Annotated in this window: 21 protein-coding genes and 2 riboswitches; all 21 genes read right to left on the reverse strand. The window is 43.5% G+C overall.

Annotated elements, in window-relative coordinates; translation table 11 throughout:
• Positions 1–111: 111 nt before the first annotated feature.
• A complete protein-coding gene (locus tag ACIGG7_RS15550; RefSeq protein ID WP_397550209.1) occupies positions 112–1,674 on the reverse strand; it encodes a fatty acid--CoA ligase in 1,563 nt (520 codons plus the stop codon).
• A 172-nt stretch (positions 1,675–1,846) separates the two neighbouring features.
• Positions 1,847–3,151 (reverse strand): nucleobase:cation symporter-2 family protein, encoded by a 1,305-nt coding sequence (locus tag ACIGG7_RS15555; RefSeq protein WP_397550210.1) that lies wholly within the window; start codon positions 3,149–3,151, stop codon positions 1,847–1,849.
• The gene (locus ACIGG7_RS15560; RefSeq protein WP_224940721.1) at positions 3,151–3,738 is read right to left on the reverse strand and encodes a xanthine phosphoribosyltransferase; all 588 of its coding nucleotides are present in this window, start codon (positions 3,736–3,738) and stop codon (positions 3,151–3,153) included. The genes ACIGG7_RS15555 and ACIGG7_RS15560 overlap by 1 nt, the downstream gene beginning before the upstream one ends.
• A 110-nt stretch (positions 3,739–3,848) precedes the next feature.
• Positions 3,849–3,950, reverse strand: a riboswitch (purine riboswitch).
• Between the two features lie 118 nt (positions 3,951–4,068).
• Entirely contained in the window at positions 4,069–4,620 is a 552-nt protein-coding gene (locus ACIGG7_RS15565; RefSeq protein ID WP_224940720.1) for a precorrin-2 dehydrogenase/sirohydrochlorin ferrochelatase family protein, read from the reverse strand.
• On the reverse strand, positions 4,601–5,356 hold the full coding sequence (locus ACIGG7_RS15570) for a sirohydrochlorin chelatase (protein ID WP_224940719.1): 756 nt from the start codon (positions 5,354–5,356) through the stop codon (positions 4,601–4,603). The genes ACIGG7_RS15565 and ACIGG7_RS15570 overlap by 20 nt, the downstream gene beginning before the upstream one ends.
• Entirely contained in the window at positions 5,357–6,121 is a 765-nt protein-coding gene (cobA, locus tag ACIGG7_RS15575) for a uroporphyrinogen-III C-methyltransferase (RefSeq protein ID WP_224940718.1), read from the reverse strand.
• A gap of 11 nt (positions 6,122–6,132) precedes the next feature.
• Positions 6,133–6,357, reverse strand: a complete 225-nt coding sequence (locus ACIGG7_RS15580; protein WP_224940717.1) for a DUF3906 family protein — start codon at positions 6,355–6,357, stop codon at positions 6,133–6,135.
• Positions 6,358–6,368: 11 nt separating this feature from the next.
• Positions 6,369–7,979, reverse strand: a complete 1,611-nt coding sequence (locus ACIGG7_RS15585; protein WP_397550211.1) for a nitrite/sulfite reductase — start codon at positions 7,977–7,979, stop codon at positions 6,369–6,371.
• Between the two features lie 12 nt (positions 7,980–7,991).
• Entirely contained in the window at positions 7,992–8,594 is a 603-nt protein-coding gene (gene cysC, locus ACIGG7_RS15590) for an adenylyl-sulfate kinase (RefSeq protein ID WP_224940715.1), read from the reverse strand.
• A 22-nt stretch (positions 8,595–8,616) separates the two neighbouring features.
• Positions 8,617–9,753 (reverse strand): sulfate adenylyltransferase, encoded by a 1,137-nt coding sequence (sat, locus tag ACIGG7_RS15595; RefSeq protein ID WP_397550212.1) that lies wholly within the window; start codon positions 9,751–9,753, stop codon positions 8,617–8,619.
• A 43-nt stretch (positions 9,754–9,796) separates the two neighbouring features.
• Positions 9,797–10,819: a sulfate permease gene (locus ACIGG7_RS15600; protein ID WP_224941325.1), complete on the reverse strand. Its 1,023-nt coding sequence runs from the start codon at positions 10,817–10,819 to the stop codon at positions 9,797–9,799.
• Positions 10,820–10,876: 57 nt separating this feature from the next.
• Complete coding sequence (locus ACIGG7_RS15605; RefSeq protein ID WP_224940713.1) at positions 10,877–11,575, reverse strand: phosphoadenylyl-sulfate reductase; 699 nt, start codon at positions 11,573–11,575, stop codon at positions 10,877–10,879.
• A gap of 102 nt (positions 11,576–11,677) precedes the next feature.
• Positions 11,678–11,797 carry a YezD family protein gene (locus ACIGG7_RS15610; RefSeq protein ID WP_397550363.1) on the reverse strand — a complete coding sequence of 40 codons (120 nt, stop codon included), beginning with the start codon at positions 11,795–11,797 and terminating at the stop codon, positions 11,678–11,680.
• A gap of 122 nt (positions 11,798–11,919) precedes the next feature.
• Positions 11,920–12,025, reverse strand: a riboswitch (SAM riboswitch).
• Between the two features lie 191 nt (positions 12,026–12,216).
• Positions 12,217–12,624 (reverse strand): MaoC/PaaZ C-terminal domain-containing protein, encoded by a 408-nt coding sequence (locus ACIGG7_RS15615; RefSeq protein ID WP_224940711.1) that lies wholly within the window; start codon positions 12,622–12,624, stop codon positions 12,217–12,219.
• Positions 12,621–13,070: a MaoC family dehydratase N-terminal domain-containing protein gene (locus ACIGG7_RS15620; RefSeq protein WP_397550213.1), complete on the reverse strand. Its 450-nt coding sequence runs from the start codon at positions 13,068–13,070 to the stop codon at positions 12,621–12,623. The genes ACIGG7_RS15615 and ACIGG7_RS15620 overlap by 4 nt, the downstream gene beginning before the upstream one ends.
• Positions 13,071–13,087: 17 nt before the next feature.
• Entirely contained in the window at positions 13,088–13,846 is a 759-nt protein-coding gene (gene fabG, locus ACIGG7_RS15625) for a 3-oxoacyl-ACP reductase FabG (RefSeq protein WP_224940709.1), read from the reverse strand.
• A 21-nt stretch (positions 13,847–13,867) separates the two neighbouring features.
• Complete coding sequence (locus ACIGG7_RS15630; protein WP_397550214.1) at positions 13,868–15,043, reverse strand: acyl-CoA dehydrogenase family protein; 1,176 nt, start codon at positions 15,041–15,043, stop codon at positions 13,868–13,870.
• A gap of 22 nt (positions 15,044–15,065) precedes the next feature.
• A complete protein-coding gene (locus tag ACIGG7_RS15635; RefSeq protein WP_397550215.1) occupies positions 15,066–16,040 on the reverse strand; it encodes a quinone oxidoreductase family protein in 975 nt (324 codons plus the stop codon).
• 11 nt (positions 16,041–16,051) lie between these two features.
• Entirely contained in the window at positions 16,052–16,831 is a 780-nt protein-coding gene (locus ACIGG7_RS15640) for an enoyl-CoA hydratase/isomerase family protein (RefSeq protein WP_397550364.1), read from the reverse strand.
• An 11-nt stretch (positions 16,832–16,842) separates the two neighbouring features.
• The gene (locus ACIGG7_RS15645; protein ID WP_397550216.1) at positions 16,843–17,919 is read right to left on the reverse strand and encodes a phosphotransferase family protein; all 1,077 of its coding nucleotides are present in this window, start codon (positions 17,917–17,919) and stop codon (positions 16,843–16,845) included.
• Between the two features lie 17 nt (positions 17,920–17,936).
• Positions 17,937–18,353, reverse strand: a complete 417-nt coding sequence (locus tag ACIGG7_RS15650; protein WP_224940704.1) for an acyl-CoA thioesterase — start codon at positions 18,351–18,353, stop codon at positions 17,937–17,939.
• Positions 18,354–18,358 lie beyond the last annotated feature (5 nt).

Here is an 18,358-nt window from a genome sequence, read left to right on the forward strand (position 1 = left end):
CCCGTCATTAGAAGAGTCATTTTTCTGGATACTCTGCCTATGAAAGCAGTCAGTTTAACTACTCTCCCATAATAAGGTATCCATTATCAGTAAACATAACATACCGTCACACTATAACCTTTGTTCTTTTTGAACGCCTTTCTCCCTAAGCAGAAACTTTTGAATTTTCCCGCTAGCATTTCTAGGGAGTTCTTCAACAAACCGGTACTCCCGTGGCCGTTTGTAATCTGCCAGTAGATCACCACTCTTCAAAAAATGATCCAGGTGTTCTGACGTGAGAGAAGCATTATTCGATACGACTACAGCAATGACCTGCTCCCCCCATCTCTCATCCGGTTGCCCGAGTACAGCAACGTCCAGCACATCTTCGTGGGCATGAAGCGCGTCCTCGACTTCCCTCGGATACACATTCTCCCCTCCTGAAATCACCATATCATCCACCCTGTCAGCAACATAGAGATAGCCCTCTTCGTCCAGATACCCTAAATCACTGGAGTGGTACCAGCCCTTATACAACGCTTTTTCTGTGGCCTCCACCCGGTTGAAATACTTAAGCATCGTACATGAACCTCTTACAATGATTTCACCCACTTCACCTGGTTTACAGATATCCTCTGGCTCAGATGGTCCGTTTTCATTGGGTCTTACCACCCTTATTTCATGATTAAAAGCCGCCCGTCCTGCAGAACCCGTCTTCGTCAACTGCTCATCCTGAAGCAAGAACGTAACCGCCGGCCCCATCTCCGTCTGACCATATGCCTGGATGAGGTCGATCTTCATCTTTTCATGTAACGTCCTGACTAGCACTGGAGCCATGGGAGCTGCCCCGTATAGTCCAATCCGAAGGGAAGATGTATCGTATTCCTCCACCCCATGTTGAAGAAGCATATTCCACATGGTCGGCGCTGCGAAAAGGGTCGTTACTTTCTCACGTTGTATAACGTCCAGAACGATATGTGGCTGGAACTGGTGGACGATGATATTTTTTGCTCCCACTTGAACACGTGGAAGGAAACAGCAATGAAGTTCGGCACAATGGAACATGGGTGCAGTTACAAGTCCGATATCATTAGGCGTAATCCCCATGACCGACGTACAAATCAGACTCTGCTCCGCCATATCCCTATGCCGGTGGACGACGCCCTTTGGTCTGCCTGTAGTCCCGCTCGTGTACATGATGGCATATACGTCCGTCTCTTCTACCGTCATATGTTCTAAATCCCGGGAACAAGATCCCACTGTCTCATGATAACTTTGTGCAAAGGAAGGAATATCTTCTCCCACATACCAAAAAAGGGTCTGAGGAAAGTCTTGTGATATCCCCTCAATCGGTTTGATGAGGGATTCTTCAACGATCACGACTTTGGGTTTTGCATCCTTTAATATATATTGGATTTCCTGTCCCTTTAATCGAAAATTAATCGGATTGATCACAGCACCGATTTTCCCACATGCGAAATACACATTGGCGAGCTCCAGCGTATTAAATAGATACGTAGAAACCCGGTCCCCCTTTTTCACACCTGCATCTAAGAGGGCATTGGCCACACGATGAACTTCATCCCGCCATTCTCCAAATGTTAACCGTTTCCCGGTCTTTTCTTCTACAATTGCCTCTTTATTGCGGAATTTTTCTACCGTTTGGTCAAAAATAGATCCAGTCGTTGCGTACATGTTTCTCCTCCTTATGATTACAAATATCCTTACTTATACTTTCCTTACCCTATAATGTTCGTGACGGTTTTACATTTCCCCTCCTTAGATATCTGATAATTCAGAAATATAATCATAATAAAAAACCGTCACCTCTTGATCAAGTAGAGATGACGGTTCTAGAAAGTAGTGACTATGACGCTTTTTGTTCCCTCACCACAGCATTCAATTTTCGTTTAGATAATTCGTTAAAAAAGATATTTAACCCAATCGCCGTTAAACTACCTGCGACAATACCATTATCCGTTAAGATGCGGATGCTTGATGGCATCTGAGCGAACAATTCCGGCACAGCCGTTACCCCGAGTCCCATTCCAACAGAACATGCGATAATCAATAGATTTTCCTGAGAAGCGAAATTCACTTGACTCAGCATCTTGATTCCATATGCAACCACCATACCGAACATGGCCACCATCGCACCACCCAATACGGATGCAGGAATTACGGTTGTAAGTGCGCCAATTTTCGGTACTAAACCGAGAATGACCAGGAATGCTCCCGTTGCGAAAATCACATTATTCCGTTTCACCCCTGAAAGCTGAACCAATCCGACGTTTTGGGAATAGGCCGTATATGGGAAAGCGTTAAATAATCCACCCAGTACAATGGCTAATCCTTCTGCACGATACCCTCGAGACAAATCTTCTTCCGATATCTTTTTATCACTTATATCTGCTAAGGCGAAGTACACACCCGTTGACTCCACCAGGCTGACCATCGCTACAAGAATCATGGTGAGGATCGCCGGGATTTCAAAGGTCGGCATCCCGAAATAAAAAGGTTTTGCTGTATGAAACCATGAAGCATCTCCAACTGCACTGAAATCTACTTTTCCCATTCCGAATGCCACGGCCGTACCTGCCATTAATCCAAGTAAAATGGAAACGGAACGTACAAACCCTGTAAAGAATTTATATAATAATAATATAAATAACAAAGTACCAAACGCTAAAGACAGATTTTCCAATGAACCGAAATCAGCGCTTCCCTGTCCACCAGCCATATTGTTCATGGCTACGGGAATAAGGGTAATCCCTATGATGGTCACGACTGAACCCGTCACAACAGGGGGGAAAAAGCGGACCAATTTGCCGAAATACTTACTGATGACGACAACGAATAAGCCCGATAAGAGAATCGAACCATAGATAGCCGAAATCCCATATTGCTCCCCAATCGCAATCATAGGTCCCACTGCCGTAAATGTACAACCTAGTACAACAGGAAGTCCAATTCCGAAGAAACGATTCTTCCATACCTGCAGTAGGGTAGCAATCCCACACATAAAGATATCTATGGAAACGAGGTAAGTAAGCTTCTCTCCTGAGAGTCCAAGTGCTCCCCCTACGATAAGCGGGACGATGACCGCTCCGGCATACATGGCAAGAACATGCTGAATACCCAGTGAAGCCAGTTTAAGAGGCTGATTCTTCATTATACCTTAGCCTCCTCTTGCTTAAATTGCACTTGTCCGTTTTCTAGAGATTGAATTTCAGCTAAAGATTCAACTCTATAGCCGGTTTCACGAACTAGCTTCCCTCCATCTTGGAAAGCCTTTTCAATGACAATCCCGATTCCAGCGACCTCTGCTCCAGCCTGTTTCACTAAGTCAATTAAACCCAGTGCTGCCTGCCCGTTTGCCAAGAAATCATCTATCAATAAGACACGATCGTCATTTTGTATGTACTTGTGCGAAATTGAAATCGTATTTTCTTCCTTCTTTGTGAATGAATACACTTTTGAACTGAGAATGCCTTCTGATAAAGTCAGTGATTTCTTCTTTCGTGCAAAGACAAGCGGAACTTCCAGTTGAAGGGCGGTCATGACACCGGGAGCAATCCCTGATGATTCAATGGTCAGGACCTTGGTGATTCCTTGATCCTTGAAACGTTGTGCAAATTCTTTCCCTATTTCCACCATTAATTCCGGATCTACTTGATGATTCAGGAATGAGTCGACCTTTAATACTGTTTCTGACAGGACGACACCTTCAGCTTTGATTTTGTTTTTTAATAAGTCCATGATTAATCCGCTCCCTTAGCTGTGTAAAGATAAAAAAACCCAAAGGACATTGTTCTCACATCAGAGTGAGACAATGTCCTTTGGGTTAGGAAAAGAGCGTCTATAAAGACGAACCTTCATTGCTCACCCATAGTCGGATCATTTACGGTAATCCGGTAGAAACTCGCGGGCCATATCCCCGCTATTATATGAGCGAAAACGAATATTGATTTGATAATGGATAGTATATAGGGAACTTTTTCATTTGTAAAGGATCAAACCCTAACATTAATTCACATACTATCAAACATTGTTCGTGATATAACCAAACGGGTGTAAAGCATCTGTGCTTTACACCCGTTCAGAAAGTTCTTTCAACAGCTTTCGTTTCTCTTCATCCGATAAGCCTGATGCCTTGATTTCGTTTCGCTTTGTAGAGATTAGATCAAGCTTTTCGATATAAGAATCATCAAATGGTTGAAACAGTTGATTCGTAAGTTTCTTTGCTAAGAATGGACTCGATCCTCCGGTTGATACAGCAATGGTTAATCTCCCTTTCTGCTTATAGGAGACCATCTGAATGTTTCCACAATCACCATCGTCCACTACGCATACTAACTGGTTTTCCTCAGAATGCGTTTTCACCTGTTCGTTCACGGATCGTTGATTCGTTGCAGCGATGACGATAAAGCCATTTTTTAAATCATCTGCCAACACCTTTCGCTTGATCCATACGATTTTTTTCTCTTCATGTAATTCTTTGATCGGATCGACCACCTCAGGACTAATAACTGTAATCTTTGCCCCTTGCTCAAAAAATACAGAAAGCTTACGATAGGCCACTTTCCCCCCGCCAACAATCGTTACTTGTTTTTCTTTCACATCAATCATGACTGGAATCATAAGATTCTCCTTTAGCCCAAAGTGATTCATTTACCCGGTCCAGGAATGCTTCTTCAACAAGCGGGTCATATCCTAAATAGTTACCCAAGTGGATATGATTATTATCCGTTCTGCGGATTTCCTTTTCAATTCCCTTCATTAACAAACCGGTGAATAATAAATACGGAATAAAGACGACGTTTTCCTCTGTATTTTTCACTGACTCCAGAGTCTCTGTAAAGCTCGGTGAAGCTGCCGTTAAATAGCACGTTCTTACCTCACGTAACGGTGTTCTTCTATGAACCATCCCAGCAAGAGCATCCAGATCCTTTCTGACATCAGGATCGGAACTTCCTCTTCCTATTAATATAGCAGAAGTAGTGGTATGAAGCGGTGCAGCTTCTGCTATTTTCTTAATGACACTTTCAGCCATTTTCTCGTGTACACCAATAGGACTTCCGTAAATCACACTGATGCCAGGATATAATCCTTTGCATTTTTGTATTTCATCAGGTATATCCTTTTTTGCATGAACAGCCGTCAGTAGGAGAAGTGGTACGACGGTTACATGAGTCGCTCCTTTTTCTACGCATGCTCCGAACCCTTCTTCTATGGAAGGAGAAGCAAGCTCTAGGAAACTTATTTCCTGGATATCCGCCTCGACATGTTCCTGGCATCGCTTGATGAACGTAATGGCCTCTTCACGGGCTTTCACCAAACGACTGCCGTGGCACACATACAATACCGCATGTTTCATCTATAATGCCTCGCTCATGATCATTTTCTGTTCGAACCATTGAATTTTCTCACGGTACCGTACCACTTCTCCAACGATAATCATGCTTGGATTTTCAATTTTTTCTTCTTTGACTCTATCAATGATGGTATCAAGCGTCCCTGTGACGGTTTTTTGCACTTCGGTCGTTCCCCAATGAATAAGAGCCACAGGGGTATCCTTGGACTTTCCATATTGAATGAGCTTTTCTTTAATATAAGGGAGGTTGCTGACTCCCATATAGATGGCAAGGGTATCGATTCCCTTAGATAAGCTTTCCCATTTCTCATCCTCGAGTTGATTGTTTTGTTTATGGCCTGTTACAAAGGCAACGCTGGAACTCGCATCCCTGTGAGTAACCGGGATGCCGGCGTAGGCTGCTGCTGCTATCCCTGAAGTGATTCCCGGGACGATTTCAAAAGGAATCCCTTTTTTCGCACACGCCTCCGCTTCTTCACCACCTCTTCCGAAAACAAACGGGTCGCCGCCTTTTAACCTCACCACCACTTTCCCGCTGGACGCATAGCGGACCAGGAAGTGATTGATCGTTTCCTGCTTCATTGTATGATAGTTTGGCAGTTTGCCGCAGTAGATCAAGTCAGCCCCTTGTTTCGCATAGGAGAGAAGTTCTTTATTCACCAAGCGGTCATAAAGAATGACGTCTGCTTTTTGTATGGATTTCAACGCTTTTACCGTGATTAGTTCCGGATCTCCGGGTCCCGCTCCGACCAAATATACCTTACCCATTGTCTTCCTCCTTAAGATTTGATGATCGTTTCTTGTTCGTGCAGAACAAACCCTGCACCATTTCCTCGGATTCTCTTTTTTTCATAAAGTGAGATATCCACGACATCCGGCTTTTTCAAAAAATACTTCTCTAGTTCGATTTCAACCAGGTCAAAAGCTTTCTCATCCGATTCAGCTGCTACGACAACAATCGTGACAAAATTTCGGGCAGTGACTTCAAATCGATACAAATTCATCTTTCTCCTCCTTACGCTTCCTGAAGCAGTTGATCCAATGATTCCTGAAGAGGAGTGGTACCGACCCGGTTGATGTAGTCAAAGAACGTTTCTCCCTCATGCTTGGTTTGTTTAAAATGAATCAACAATTGCTTCACAACTTCCCCCAGATTGGAGGCTTCCACTTTTCCTTTCAACTTTTCATTCAACTTACCGCCATCTTGAAGGGTTCCACCTACATAGATTTCAAATGCTTCGATCATTTTCTTATCTTTCGTCCTCATTTTGATTCCCTGCAGACCAATGTCTGCAATTTGGCGTTGTCCGCATGAATTCGGGCATCCGACCATATGGATCCGTACCGGTACGTCCAGCGTCAATTCCTGATCAAGCCCGTTGGCGATTTGTCTCATCCGCTCCTTCGTCTCTACAAGGGCAAGATTACAATATTCGATTCCTGTGCATGAGACGGAATATCCAATAAACGATAGGGGACTCGTTGAAATCCGTTCAAAGATCTTCTCCGAAAGCAAAGCATCCACATGTTCATCTGGTATATTCGGAATGATGAGATTCTGAGAATTACAGTTTCTGAGTTCGCCGTTCCCGTATTTTTTGGAAATCCTTGCAAGCTCATACACTTCATCCGAATTCAGCCTGCCAACCGGAACATTCAGTCCCACATAATTGAGTCCTTTTTGTTTCTGAGGGTGAACTCCATAGAAATACCCTGCATTCCAGCCTTTTACAGCATCTATTCCTGCCGGCAGGAGCTCTACATACTCCAGTAATTTCTCTTTGAACTTCTCAGGCCCCCAGTCGGCCATTAGAAATTTCAATCGGGCTAAATGGCGTTTCTCTCGGTAACCATAATCGCGGAATATGGTTGTCAGGGCAACCGTCACATCCTTCACTTGATGCGGGAGTACGAATACGTCCAATTCCTGTGCGAGAAACGGCCTCGCAGACAATCCACCACCGACTTTCACATGAAACCCAGCTTCTTCTTTCCCATCTATCTGTTTTTTCGCCGGAACAAAGGAGACACAATTGATCTCTGCATTCGAAGCATTGTTGATATTGGCAGAAATCGCGACTTTATATTTTCTCGGTAAATTTGAAAAATCTTCGTTATGCTGGAAGAAATCATACACTTCCTTCACAACGGCCCTAGTATCAAAAAGTTCATCCGGATCGATTCCGGCCAGGGGATTTCCCACGATGTTACGTGTAATATCCCCACATGCTCCTGCAGAGGAGAGACCGACTTTCTCTAGACGCTTGAAGATATCCGGGATTTGTTCAATCTTCAGCCAGTGGAACTGGATAGCCTGACGGGTGGTGATATCATAGACATCCCTGCCGTATTCTTTACAAATGGAAGCAAGTTCCCTTGCCTGATCGTATGTTAATATACCAGAAGGAACATTGACCCTCATCATGAAGTAGCCGTCTTCCTTAGGTCTTTGCAGATAAAGTCCTGCCCATTTGAATTTATCCCACTCTTCTTTAGGGATGGAAGAGAACCCGTTTTCGGCATAATACGGAATATCATCAAAGATGGATAATCCGTCTTTTTCAAGCTTCCATTTTTCTGTTTTGTTCAGCTTTTCGTTTGACTCCCAAGATTTGCTATACGCCATGATTTTCTCTCCTTATATCAATTGTTTTTGCTTTAATTCTGTCAATAGACTTTCTACACATTGTTTAATTGAATACTTTTCTGTATCCAGGACCATTTCAGGATCTTTCGGCTCTTCATAAGGTGCACTGATTCCCGTGAAAGAAGGGATTTCATGGTTTCTCGCTTTTTTATACAATCCTTTTGGGTCCCGCTTTTCACATTCCTCCAAGGAACAGTGTACGTACACTTCTATAAACTCTTCCGGTCCAACCAAGCTTCTTACTAGATCCCGATCTTTCCTGTACGGTGAAATGAATGCCGTCAGGACAATTTGGCCGCTATCAACGAATAGTTTAGACACTTCCCCAATCCGCCTGATGTTTTCTTTACGGTCTTCTTCTTTGAAGCCTAAATCTTTATTCAATCCGTGCCGGACGTTATCCCCATCCAAAACATAAACCTGCTTTCCCTGTTCAAAGAGGGAAGAAGCCAATGCATTCGCTACGGTTGATTTCCCTGAAGCAGATAATCCCGTGAACCAGAGAATGAAACTTTGGTGACCATTCTGTTTTCGTCTTTCCTGTTTAGTGATTGTTGATTCATGCCATACGATATTTTCTTGTTTATCACTCAATCTATCTTCCTCCTCTGGGACGTTATTTTGATTCTTGTTTCAGCCCCTTGATTAATACATCTATTACTTCGGTACGACTGAAAGTGGATGGGGGAACCTCTCCGCTACGCAGCATGCCTCTCACTTTCGTTCCGGAAAGAATGACGTGATGTTCTTTCTCGTGAGGACATGTCTTCGTCGTCGCCATTCCTTCACATTTCTTGCAATAGAAGCTATGTTCGAAGCGAAGAGGGATAATCCCTATTTCATCTTCGGTAAACTGATCAAAGATTTTTTGTGCATCATATGTGCCGTAATAATCACCAACACCAGCATGATCTCTCCCCACAATAAAATGAGTACACCCGTAGTTTTTTCGTACTAACGCGTGAAAAATGGCTTCCCTTGGACCTGCATATCTCATGGCAGCGGGAAAGACTCCGAGAAATACCCGGTCTTTCGGATAATAGTTTTTTAATAACACTTCATAGCTTTCCATGCGGATTTTCGCTGAAATATCATCTGCTTTGGTTTCACCCACTAACGGATTCAAGAATAGGGCATCCACCGTTTCCAAAGCGGTTTTCTGGATATACTCATGAGCCCTGTGTACGGGGTTTCTTGTCTGGAAACCAACAATCGTTTTCCACCCTTTTTCATTGAACCATTGTCGTGTTTCAGCTGGATCAAATGTATACTCAGTGAAAGATTTAGACAGTCTTTTCACTAATGTAATCCTGCCTCCAACATAGACATCACCACGCTGGAATAATTTTTTTACACCAGGATGATCCTCATCGGTCGTTCCGTATACTAGAAGGGCTTCTTTATGTTTATCAGGTTCATATATATCCTCTACATCAATGAGTCCGTATGTTTCCCCTTTATATACAAGCCTGCTCTTCTGCCCTTTCTCCACGAGACCTGCTTGATTTTCCTCTATGGGCAGGGTGATTGGAATGCTCCATACACATCCGCTCTCAAGTCGCAATGATTCCACTACGGTCTGATAATCCCGTTCTGTCAAAAACCCTTCGATTGGACTATAGGCACCTATTGCAATGAGCTCCAAATCACTTAATGCGATTTCATCCAGTGGGATTTCTTGTTGAATATCTTTATATGGTTCTTTAGGTAAATAAGATTGAACCAAAACTCCTCCGTGCGGTTGTAAACTCATTCAAAATATCCTCCTTAACTTATTGTTTTAATCGGAATTAATATTAAATTCCCCCGCCGTCTTCGTGGACAGACCGTCTTTCCTCATTAATCACCCTCATGAGGGACAAAGCTCCTACCGTGGCAATGATGACACTTATCGGTACTACAATCGAGTACAAATCACTATCGATAACCAGCTTCACTAAGAAGTATGAAATACTGAGTGAAATCAAGGGAGAGACCACCCAGATTTTCACTATTTTTTTAACAATCTTTTTTTGCAGCATCTGCTTTCCGCTTTTAGCCACGCCTAAGCCAATGATGGAAGACGAAGTGACCTGTGTGAGGGGAATCGGCAATCCATACAGTGAGCTCACCATTACGAGGATCGCTCCTGTGGAGGAAATAACGATTCCTTCCGCTTTCGAGTATTGCGTAATCTTTTTTCCGTTTGTTTCGACCACTTTCTTTCCCAGTAATACAGCCCCCAGTGCAACGAATAATCCGCCAATTAAGATCCCTCGTGAAGGGGACAACAAACCGGCCCCCACTAAAGGGCCAACAGCGTTTGCTACATTGTTCATTCCGGCAGAAAAAGCCTCAAAGAATCCTGAGATGATTAACAGGTACGCAAGCCATCTTTTTTCTAAATGGTACCCCCGTTTTTCAAGTCCCACTAAACATAAGCCGAAAAGCCATGTGACAACGAACGCGACAACCGGGACAATCACCCAAAATGACATGATTGTAATCAGTGATTTTACATAAAGAACCTGATAAGCTACTCCAACACCCACAACTGCTCCCACTGTCACTTCACTCGTCGATAACGGAATTCCGATGACATTTGCCAGAAATAGAGAAATCGTCGCAGATAACAAAATGATGAGGACGATTTTGATCGACAGCAGATTCTGAGGAATGATTCCTGAACTGATTGTCTTGACAACCTCTCCTCCACCCAGTACCGCTCCGCTAAGGACACCTGCGGCACATATCCATAATGCGGTCCTGATATTATTTATCGCTCCTGCACCATATGCGACTCCCATTGATGCAGCCGCTCCACTGGCACCAATGTTCATAGCAAAGAACAAACTAATGATAAGCGCTGTGATTTCAAGCAAGTATTGTCACCCATTTCAATGAAGGCCGCATTCTGTTTTTCCTTTTCCTTTCCATCTTCCGGAGCGGAGATCATTTATATCATAGGCTGGAGTTGTGCAATGGAAGCACCCTATACTCGGATACCCTTGATCGTGAAGGGTGTTATAAGTCAGATCATGTTTATGGACATATCGCCAAATCTCCTTCCATGTCCAGTGAATTAAAGGGCAAATTTTAATCGATTGAAATTTATCATCCTTATTGATGAATTCAACATGTCTCCTTGTGGGGGATTGTTCCCTTCTTAATCCCGATATCCAGGCATTCCCCTTGGACAGAGCATCCTTCAAAGGGTCAAGTTTTCGGATTTGGCAACACTTATTCGGGTTTTTCTCCCACAATTTATCTCCATATTCTTTGGCCTGTTCATCCATTGTCAACTCAGGTTTTTGCATTTGAATGTGTAGATCCGGATAAGCCTCTTTCACTTTTTCTATCGTTTCATACGTTTCCTTAAAATGTACGCCCGTATCGAGGAATACAATGGATGCCTTCGGTTGTACCTTGGAGATTAGATCGATGAGCACAATGCCTTCAATCCCGAAACTACATGCATATACCACTTTTTCACCATAGTGGCTGTACGTCCATTCCAGGACATTTAACGCCCCTTTGTAGACCGTATCCACTTCGAAATCCAAGTTTGGCTGTTTCCAAGTCTGATAGGTTAACATGATACACCCCTTTTCCTGATGCTTATCCAAATAAAAAGAGGCGATAACAAGATAAAGGGTGTCCCTTATCTTTGTTATGCGCCTCTAGTTTGTCTAGTCAGCTTATTTGATTCGGACTTTCTCATTTTTCTCTAATTGAATGACCTTCCCATCTTGAACGACAATCGTGATTGAACCATAGCTCATGGTTTCAAGCATAGACTGGATCTTCTCTGCTACCATGTCAAACTGTGCCTGATGGCTCTTTTCTTTTGTCATTTGATTCCCCCAATCTTCCACCATACCCATATGAAGAGTGAATAAAAAAACAACTTTCCGTTTTGGAAAGTTGTTCAGGTAAGAATACCTTATCTTCCAAAATGGCTTCACATTTTGCTGGAATTAGCACCTTACATAACGTAGGTTGCTGGGTTTCGCAGGGCCAGATCCCTCCACCACTCTGGATAAGAGTTATTAATTTTAATATTCTAAATAATATCACAATCCACCAAGAAGTCAACCCGAGTTTTTCGATCGGATTTATGTCTTTAGGCTCATTTTCTTGAGATTTCCATTCTTTTTATGTTTATTCGACCCCAGTTCGATTTACAACATTATTTTTAGAAAGCAATATGTCGTATATTTTGAACATCATTTTCTCTTCAACTAGTCAATAACTCAAAGACGACTTTACCCTCAATCACGGTTTTCTCGACTTGATTGGTTGCAGTAACAGTAAAATGGAGTGAGTTATCCTTTTTATCCACCATTTTAGCTCGTAAAGTAATCATATCATTCAACATGACCATCCCTTTAAAGCGTACAGTGTAATCCTTGATAAACCCTTCTTCATAATGAGGAGTGAATAGTTTTGACACATTGCCCATCGTCCACATACCATGAGCGATGATTCCTGGAAGGCCAAGTTTCAGGGCTTCCTCATCAATGGTATGGATTGGGTTATAATCCCCGGAAGCCCCTGCGTATTTGATCAGGTCAATTCTCGATACCGGTGCCAATTCAACCGGAGGCAGTGTATCCCCTATATGAATTGATTGTAGTGTAGTCATTTACTCAACCTCTTTCTGACTGCTTCTGTAATAATGACAATCGCTTGGGAAGTGAAAATCCTCTCCCCGTGCAAATCTACACCCACGTCTTCAATTACCAGAAAACCCAGAGCCCCGTCTGTCCCTTTCCGTTCATAATAGTCTTTAATTTCCGTGTAACATTGGATGCTTTCCCCTACCTTCAATGGCCTTACATAATGAAAGGATTGTTCACCGTGAATCAAACCAACGTTTGGTAAATGAAGGCCTTCGACCGATCCAAAGCCCAACACTCTTGGAAAAGTGGGAGGAGCGATGTTCCCTTCATACCTGGAGCGTTTCCCGGTAGCGTCATCCACATACAGAGGATGAGGGTCCCCTATGGCCTCAGCAAATTTACGAACCGCTCCTCTTTCTACCTGATTTTCAATGGGAGTCGAACGTTTTCCGATAAATGATTCAAACATATCCTGCACCTCTTTCTTTAGGCTTTCGGTCCCCCTGCAACGTAAAGAACCTGACCATTGACGAATGAAGATTTTTCATCTGCAAAGAAGGCCACTGCATTCGCTATATCTTCTGGCTGCCCGCTTCTTCCTACCGGGATTTCTTGAAGACTTGCTTCTACCAGTTGCTCGAATGTGATTCCGATTCGTTTCGCCGTCTCTTTCGTCATATCAGTTTCAATGAATCCTGGTGCTACCGCATTGGTCGTGATGCCAAACGGTCCGAGCTCAATGGCAAGAGTTTTCGTAAGTCCTTGAAGACCCGCTTTTGCTGTAGCATAGTTTGCCTGTCCACGGTTTCCGAGTGCAGAGGTGGAGGATATATTGATGATCCGTCCATACTTTTGTTTCACCATGTACACTTGCGCCGCCTTCGCTACATTGAATGAGCCTTTCAAGTGCACATCCATGACGGTCTGCCAATCAGGCTCGGTCATTTTAAATAGTAGATTATCCCTGATAACTCCTGCATTGTTGACGACGATGTCAAGGGAACCAAAGGATTCATACACTTCTTTGACCGCATGTTCAACTTCCTGTGATTCTACGACATTTGCAACTTTTGTATACAGTTCATAAGGTTTAAATATCTCACTTGCTTCATTCAACGCCTCTTCATTCACATCGATGATGGCCACCTTTGCTCCTTCTTCAGCCAGTAATCCCGCAATCGCCCTGCCGATCCCTCTGCTACCACCAGTCACCAATGCCACCTTACCTGCGAATCGTTTTCCCATTCCTATTGCCTCCTTATCAAATTATACAAATTGCCCCAGTTTCACATGTCCCTTTAATAAATTCCTTGAGATGATCAGCTTTTGGATTTCATCGGTCCCATCATAAATTCGCCATAACCTGGCTTCACGATACCAGCGTTCAATAGGAAGCTCTCTTGTGTAGCCCATCCCCCCGTGAATTTGCAGGACACGGTCGACAACTCGATTTCCCATATTGGATCCATAGAGTTTTGCCATGGACGCCACATGACGATTGTCTTCTCCTTGATCCAGCGTGTAGGCTGCATTTAACACGAGCCAGCGGGCCGCTTCAATTTCCACGGCAGAATCTGCAATCTGCCATTGGATGGCCTGCCGGTCGGCGATAGGTTTTCCAAAGGTTTCCCTTTCTTTCGAATAGTTGATGGCCATTTGAAGAAGGCGTTCTGCTGCTCCAACCGCCTGGGCACCTACGATCCAGCGGGCAAAACCGATCCACTCCAAGCCCAGGTCGTAGCCTCTATCGATTTCACCAAGGATGTTCTCCTCAGGAACCCTTACATCTTCAAAAATAAGGCTCGCCGGTCCCCATTCACCCATCGTATGGATATATTCGGACTTCCAGCCCATACTTCTATCGGCAATGAAGCAGGTGACCCCGTCTCTCCCGGTAAGCTGGTGTTTTTCTTTATCCGTGACGGCCATGACCATGACAAAATCTGCTTCGTTTCCACCCGTAATGAACGTTTTCTCTCCATTTAATATCCATTCGTTTCCGTCTTTCACTGCTGTGGTACGGATATTACGGGTATCAGATCCCGCTCCAGGTTCCGTCATGGCAAAACATGATTTCTTGTCTCCATTAATGGTTGGAATCAAGTAGTTTTTCTTCTGTTCTTCGTTGGCGTAATAAAGTATGTTATCCGCATAACCGCCAAAGGAGAATGGAACAAAGGTCTTGGAGATTTCCATATAGACTATGGCCATCATCATTTGACCGAGATCTGCCCCTCCGTATTCTTCCGGAGTGTTGATTCCCCAGAATCCAGCGTCCCTTGCCTTCATTTGCAGCTCTTTCCTTTTTTCTGGAGAGAGACTGGGCTTGCCTTCCCTTTCATTTCGAAGCACTTCATTTTCTAAAGGAATCAATTCTTTCTCTACAAATCGACGAATGGTCTTTTGAATCATCCTTTGTTCATCTGATAGGCGTAAGTTCATCTTTCTTCCCCCTTTTTAAAATTTATGGCTTCAGAATCACTTTTCCAACGGTTTGTCTTCCCTGCATGAGGGAATGAACCTTAGCTGCTTCTTCAAGCGGAAACACGTGACCGACTGTGACCTTTACATCACCATTCGCCACATAATGAAAGATCTCGTGAAGGGTTTTCTGGGTCAGTTCGGAATCTCTCATCAAAGGAGGAAGAAAGAAACCGGTAACCGACTGATTCTTGGCCATTAATGAAGATGGATAGAACCTACTTTGCTCGCCGCTTGCTACACCGTAAATGATCATTCTCCCGAAATAGGCGAGGCACTTTAATGTTTTATAAAAGACATCACCACCTGCCATCTCTAATGCGAGATCCACACCTTTTCCGCTTGTAGCATCCAAGACTTTTTTCTCCCAATCATCCTCTGTATAGTTGACTAATACATCTGCCCCCATTTCTTCTGCAAGGAGAAGCTTTTCTTCTGTGCTGGCAGTGGCGATCACTTTACCGGCACCGAATCGTTTGGCGAGTTGAACGGCAAAGAGCCCAACGCCACCTGCAGCTGCATGAATGAGGACGGTCTCACCGTGCTGTAATCTCCCAAGTGTTTTCAATATATGATACGCACTCAACCCCTGTACAGGAATCGCGGCCGCTTCTTTGAAATCCAAGCCATATGGAAGGGGGATGATCGATCGTTCATCTGTCAGGGCATATTCTGCATACCCTCCTGAATCCATCATCGCTACAACCCGGTCTCCTTTTTTGACCCTGGTCACACCTTCTCCGACTTCGGTTACAATACCGGATACTTCCGCTCCGGGAATGTATGGAAGGGGGGTCTTTACCACATATTGTCCTTCGCGCCGGGCAGTATCCGCATAATTGACAGCAGAGGCATGCACCTGGATCAATACTTCTCTCCCCCCAGGTGAAGGCATGTCAATATCCACATTCTTCAAAACATCGGGACCACCGAACTCCTTAAATTGGATCGCTTTCATCTGTACTCCTCCTAATTCCCCGAAAAGGATGGGGTTCTTTTTTCTTTAAACGCTGAAACTCCTTCTACATGATCTTCCGTTGATATCATCAACGTTTGAGTGATTCTTTCCTGTTCCAATATTTCATCAAGTGTGGCAGTGTATGAACGATCAATCATTTTTTTCATCATTCCGTAGGCTTTGCTTGGCCCCGTAGCTAGTTTAGTAGCCAACTCCTTTGTCTCTTCCTCTAATCGATCAGCCGGTACCAGTCTATTGATCACCCCTAATTCATACATCCTCCGTGCAGATACAGGTTCTCCTGTAAAGAAGAACTCCTTTGCAAGATGAGGACCGATCAACCGTGGAAGAAAATACGAGCCCCCTCCATCAGAAATGAGCCCTACTTTAGAAAAACTCAGTGCAAATTGACTACTCTCAGATGCAATGATTAAATCGCATGCAAGAGCTAAATTAAATCCAGCTCCTGCGGCGAAACCATGGACGGCGGCAATGACCGGCTTTTCTATCTTCTTAATGGCTTTTATACAAGAATTTAGTATTCCGATATGTTCATAGACTTGGGCTGATGAAGCACTACCCATCGTTTTCACGTCTCCTCCGGCAGAAAATGACCTCCCGGCTCCGCTGATCACGATCGCCCTGATCTCCTGTTTTTGTTCAGCCTCTTCTAACGCATCAATCATTCCAGTCAGCATGCTCTCATCAAATGAGTTTAAGCTGTCTGGTCTGTTTAAGATTAGATTCAACACCCGATCATTCTTTTCAACTAATAGTGATTGCATCGTAATCATCCCCTTTTTTATTCCTTGGAATTAAATGCAGCCTGATTACCCAGTGTAATCAAAGACTCGGCAAACCGATCGAATCGAGAAAAACGGGCATCTTTTGTCTGCCCCATCTTAAAGCGGTAATAGATTTGCTGTACAATAACTGCGAGTTTAAAGTAGGCAAAAGACAAATAGAAATGAATATGGTTTACGTCCCTTCCGCTTTTTCTGGCATATTCTTCGATAAATTGTCTTCTGCTATAAAAACCGTCCATCGTTGTCACTGGAGGCTTACCTAATCCGAATTTTAACAATTCAGGATCATCTTGCTGGATCCAATACCCCATGGCGACGCCCAAATCTGCAAGGGGGTCTCCGACGGTTGCCATCTCCCAATCAAATAACCCCAGCATGGAAGTCAGGTCATTGGAAAACATGGCATTGTTTAATTTAAAGTCATAATGAATGATTGTCGATTCAGCATTTTCTGGAACGTTTTTGATTAACCACTGTGTCAGATGATTCACTTCACGAATCTCACTTGTTTTGGCCCGTTCATAACGATTGATCCACCCGTAAACCTGTCTCTCCATAAAATGTTCGGGTCTACTGATTTCATGAAGTGTTGTTTTTGTATGATCAATGGAATGAAGCTCGACCAATTTTGAAACCATTTCTTTCGAGATTCTCCCGCACATTTCAGGTGTCACGTCAAGATGAGGGGGGAAGGATGTATCAAATACTTCCCCCCTTTTCCGTTCCATGATAAAGAATGGGCTTCCGACAATCTCTTCATTATCAGAGAATACATATGGTATAGGTGTAGCCTCGAATAAAGGTTGAACTTCTGAAAGGATTCTGAATTCCCTTTTCATATCATGTGCCTTCGGTGCGACCGGCCCTAAAGGGGGACGTCTCAAAACCCCTTCCCATTTCCCCATCGAGAGTAGATACGTAAGATTTGAGTGTCCTGCAGAAAACTGCTTAATACTCAATTCTTCTGGTTGCAAAAAGGGAAAGTGCTCAAGCAGGAAGTCCTTTAATCGGCTCTCATTTAATTCTTCTCCTTTTCGAACTGAAACGGTTTCATATTCTACCTGTTCAGTCATCTTAGCCCCTCCTAAATTCAAGAATATTCAGTTTTCTCAGAGCGAAAATGAGTGTTCAACTGAGTTTTTAATAAATCAGGGATTGCTTTACTTTGCTGTTCCTTGAAATCAAAGTAAACAATTACCGCGTTTCCTCTTGCAATCAATTGATGAGAATCCGCACACAAAATATCATGCTCTAACTGAAAGCTTTTTGATCCGATCCTGGAGATATAGGTGGTAATCTCCAGTTCTTGATTGAAATAACCCTGAGATACGAAATCACATTTGGTGGAAGCTAAAATAAACCGCCAATCCTTTACATCCATGTCGAATCCGATTGTTTGAAAGAAATGAATTCGTGCTTCTTCTAAGTAGACAAAATAGGTAGTATTGTTAATGTGCCCCAGCGCATCTGTCTCGCAAAATCTACTTTTTACCTTGATGGTTTCCATTTATC

This window comes from Rossellomorea sp. NPDC077527 (assembly GCF_044542955.1).
GTDB lineage: Bacteria > Bacillota > Bacilli > Bacillales > Bacillaceae_B > Rossellomorea > Rossellomorea aquimaris_E.

What these genes read in the sequence shown, in the direction of transcription:
- ACIGG7_RS15550 (WP_397550209.1), bottom strand. Translation starts at nt 1,674, where the DNA reads ATGTACGCAACGACTGGATCTATTTTTGACCAAACGGTAGAAAAATTC.
- ACIGG7_RS15555 (WP_397550210.1), bottom strand. Translation starts at nt 3,151, where the DNA reads ATGAAGAATCAGCCTCTTAAACTGGCTTCACTGGGTATTCAGCATGTT.
- ACIGG7_RS15560 (WP_224940721.1), bottom strand. Translation starts at nt 3,738, where the DNA reads ATGGACTTATTAAAAAACAAAATCAAAGCTGAAGGTGTCGTCCTGTCA.
- ACIGG7_RS15565 (WP_224940720.1), bottom strand. Translation starts at nt 4,620, where the DNA reads ATGATTCCAGTCATGATTGATGTGAAAGAAAAACAAGTAACGATTGTT.
- ACIGG7_RS15570 (WP_224940719.1), bottom strand. Translation starts at nt 5,356, where the DNA reads ATGAAACATGCGGTATTGTATGTGTGCCACGGCAGTCGTTTGGTGAAA.
- cobA (WP_224940718.1), bottom strand. Translation starts at nt 6,121, where the DNA reads ATGGGTAAGGTATATTTGGTCGGAGCGGGACCCGGAGATCCGGAACTA.
- ACIGG7_RS15580 (WP_224940717.1), bottom strand. Translation starts at nt 6,357, where the DNA reads ATGAATTTGTATCGATTTGAAGTCACTGCCCGAAATTTTGTCACGATT.
- ACIGG7_RS15585 (WP_397550211.1), bottom strand. Translation starts at nt 7,979, where the DNA reads ATGGCGTATAGCAAATCTTGGGAGTCAAACGAAAAGCTGAACAAAACA.
- sat (WP_397550212.1), bottom strand. Translation starts at nt 9,753, where the DNA reads ATGAGTTTACAACCGCACGGAGGAGTTTTGGTTCAATCTTATTTACCT.
- ACIGG7_RS15600 (WP_224941325.1), bottom strand. Translation starts at nt 10,819, where the DNA reads ATGAACATTGGTGCCAGTGGAGCGGCTGCATCAATGGGAGTCGCATAT.
- ACIGG7_RS15605 (WP_224940713.1), bottom strand. Translation starts at nt 11,575, where the DNA reads ATGTTAACCTATCAGACTTGGAAACAGCCAAACTTGGATTTCGAAGTG.
- ACIGG7_RS15610 (WP_397550363.1), bottom strand. Translation starts at nt 11,797, where the DNA reads ATGGTAGCAGAGAAGATCCAGTCTATGCTTGAAACCATGAGCTATGGT.
- ACIGG7_RS15615 (WP_224940711.1), bottom strand. Translation starts at nt 12,624, where the DNA reads ATGACTACACTACAATCAATTCATATAGGGGATACACTGCCTCCGGTT.
- ACIGG7_RS15620 (WP_397550213.1), bottom strand. Translation starts at nt 13,070, where the DNA reads ATGTTTGAATCATTTATCGGAAAACGTTCGACTCCCATTGAAAATCAG.
- fabG (WP_224940709.1), bottom strand. Translation starts at nt 13,846, where the DNA reads ATGGGAAAACGATTCGCAGGTAAGGTGGCATTGGTGACTGGTGGTAGC.
- ACIGG7_RS15630 (WP_397550214.1), bottom strand. Translation starts at nt 15,043, where the DNA reads ATGAACTTACGCCTATCAGATGAACAAAGGATGATTCAAAAGACCATT.
- ACIGG7_RS15635 (WP_397550215.1), bottom strand. Translation starts at nt 16,040, where the DNA reads ATGAAAGCGATCCAATTTAAGGAGTTCGGTGGTCCCGATGTTTTGAAG.
- ACIGG7_RS15645 (WP_397550216.1), bottom strand. Translation starts at nt 17,919, where the DNA reads ATGACTGAACAGGTAGAATATGAAACCGTTTCAGTTCGAAAAGGAGAA.
- ACIGG7_RS15650 (WP_224940704.1), bottom strand. Translation starts at nt 18,353, where the DNA reads ATGGAAACCATCAAGGTAAAAAGTAGATTTTGCGAGACAGATGCGCTG.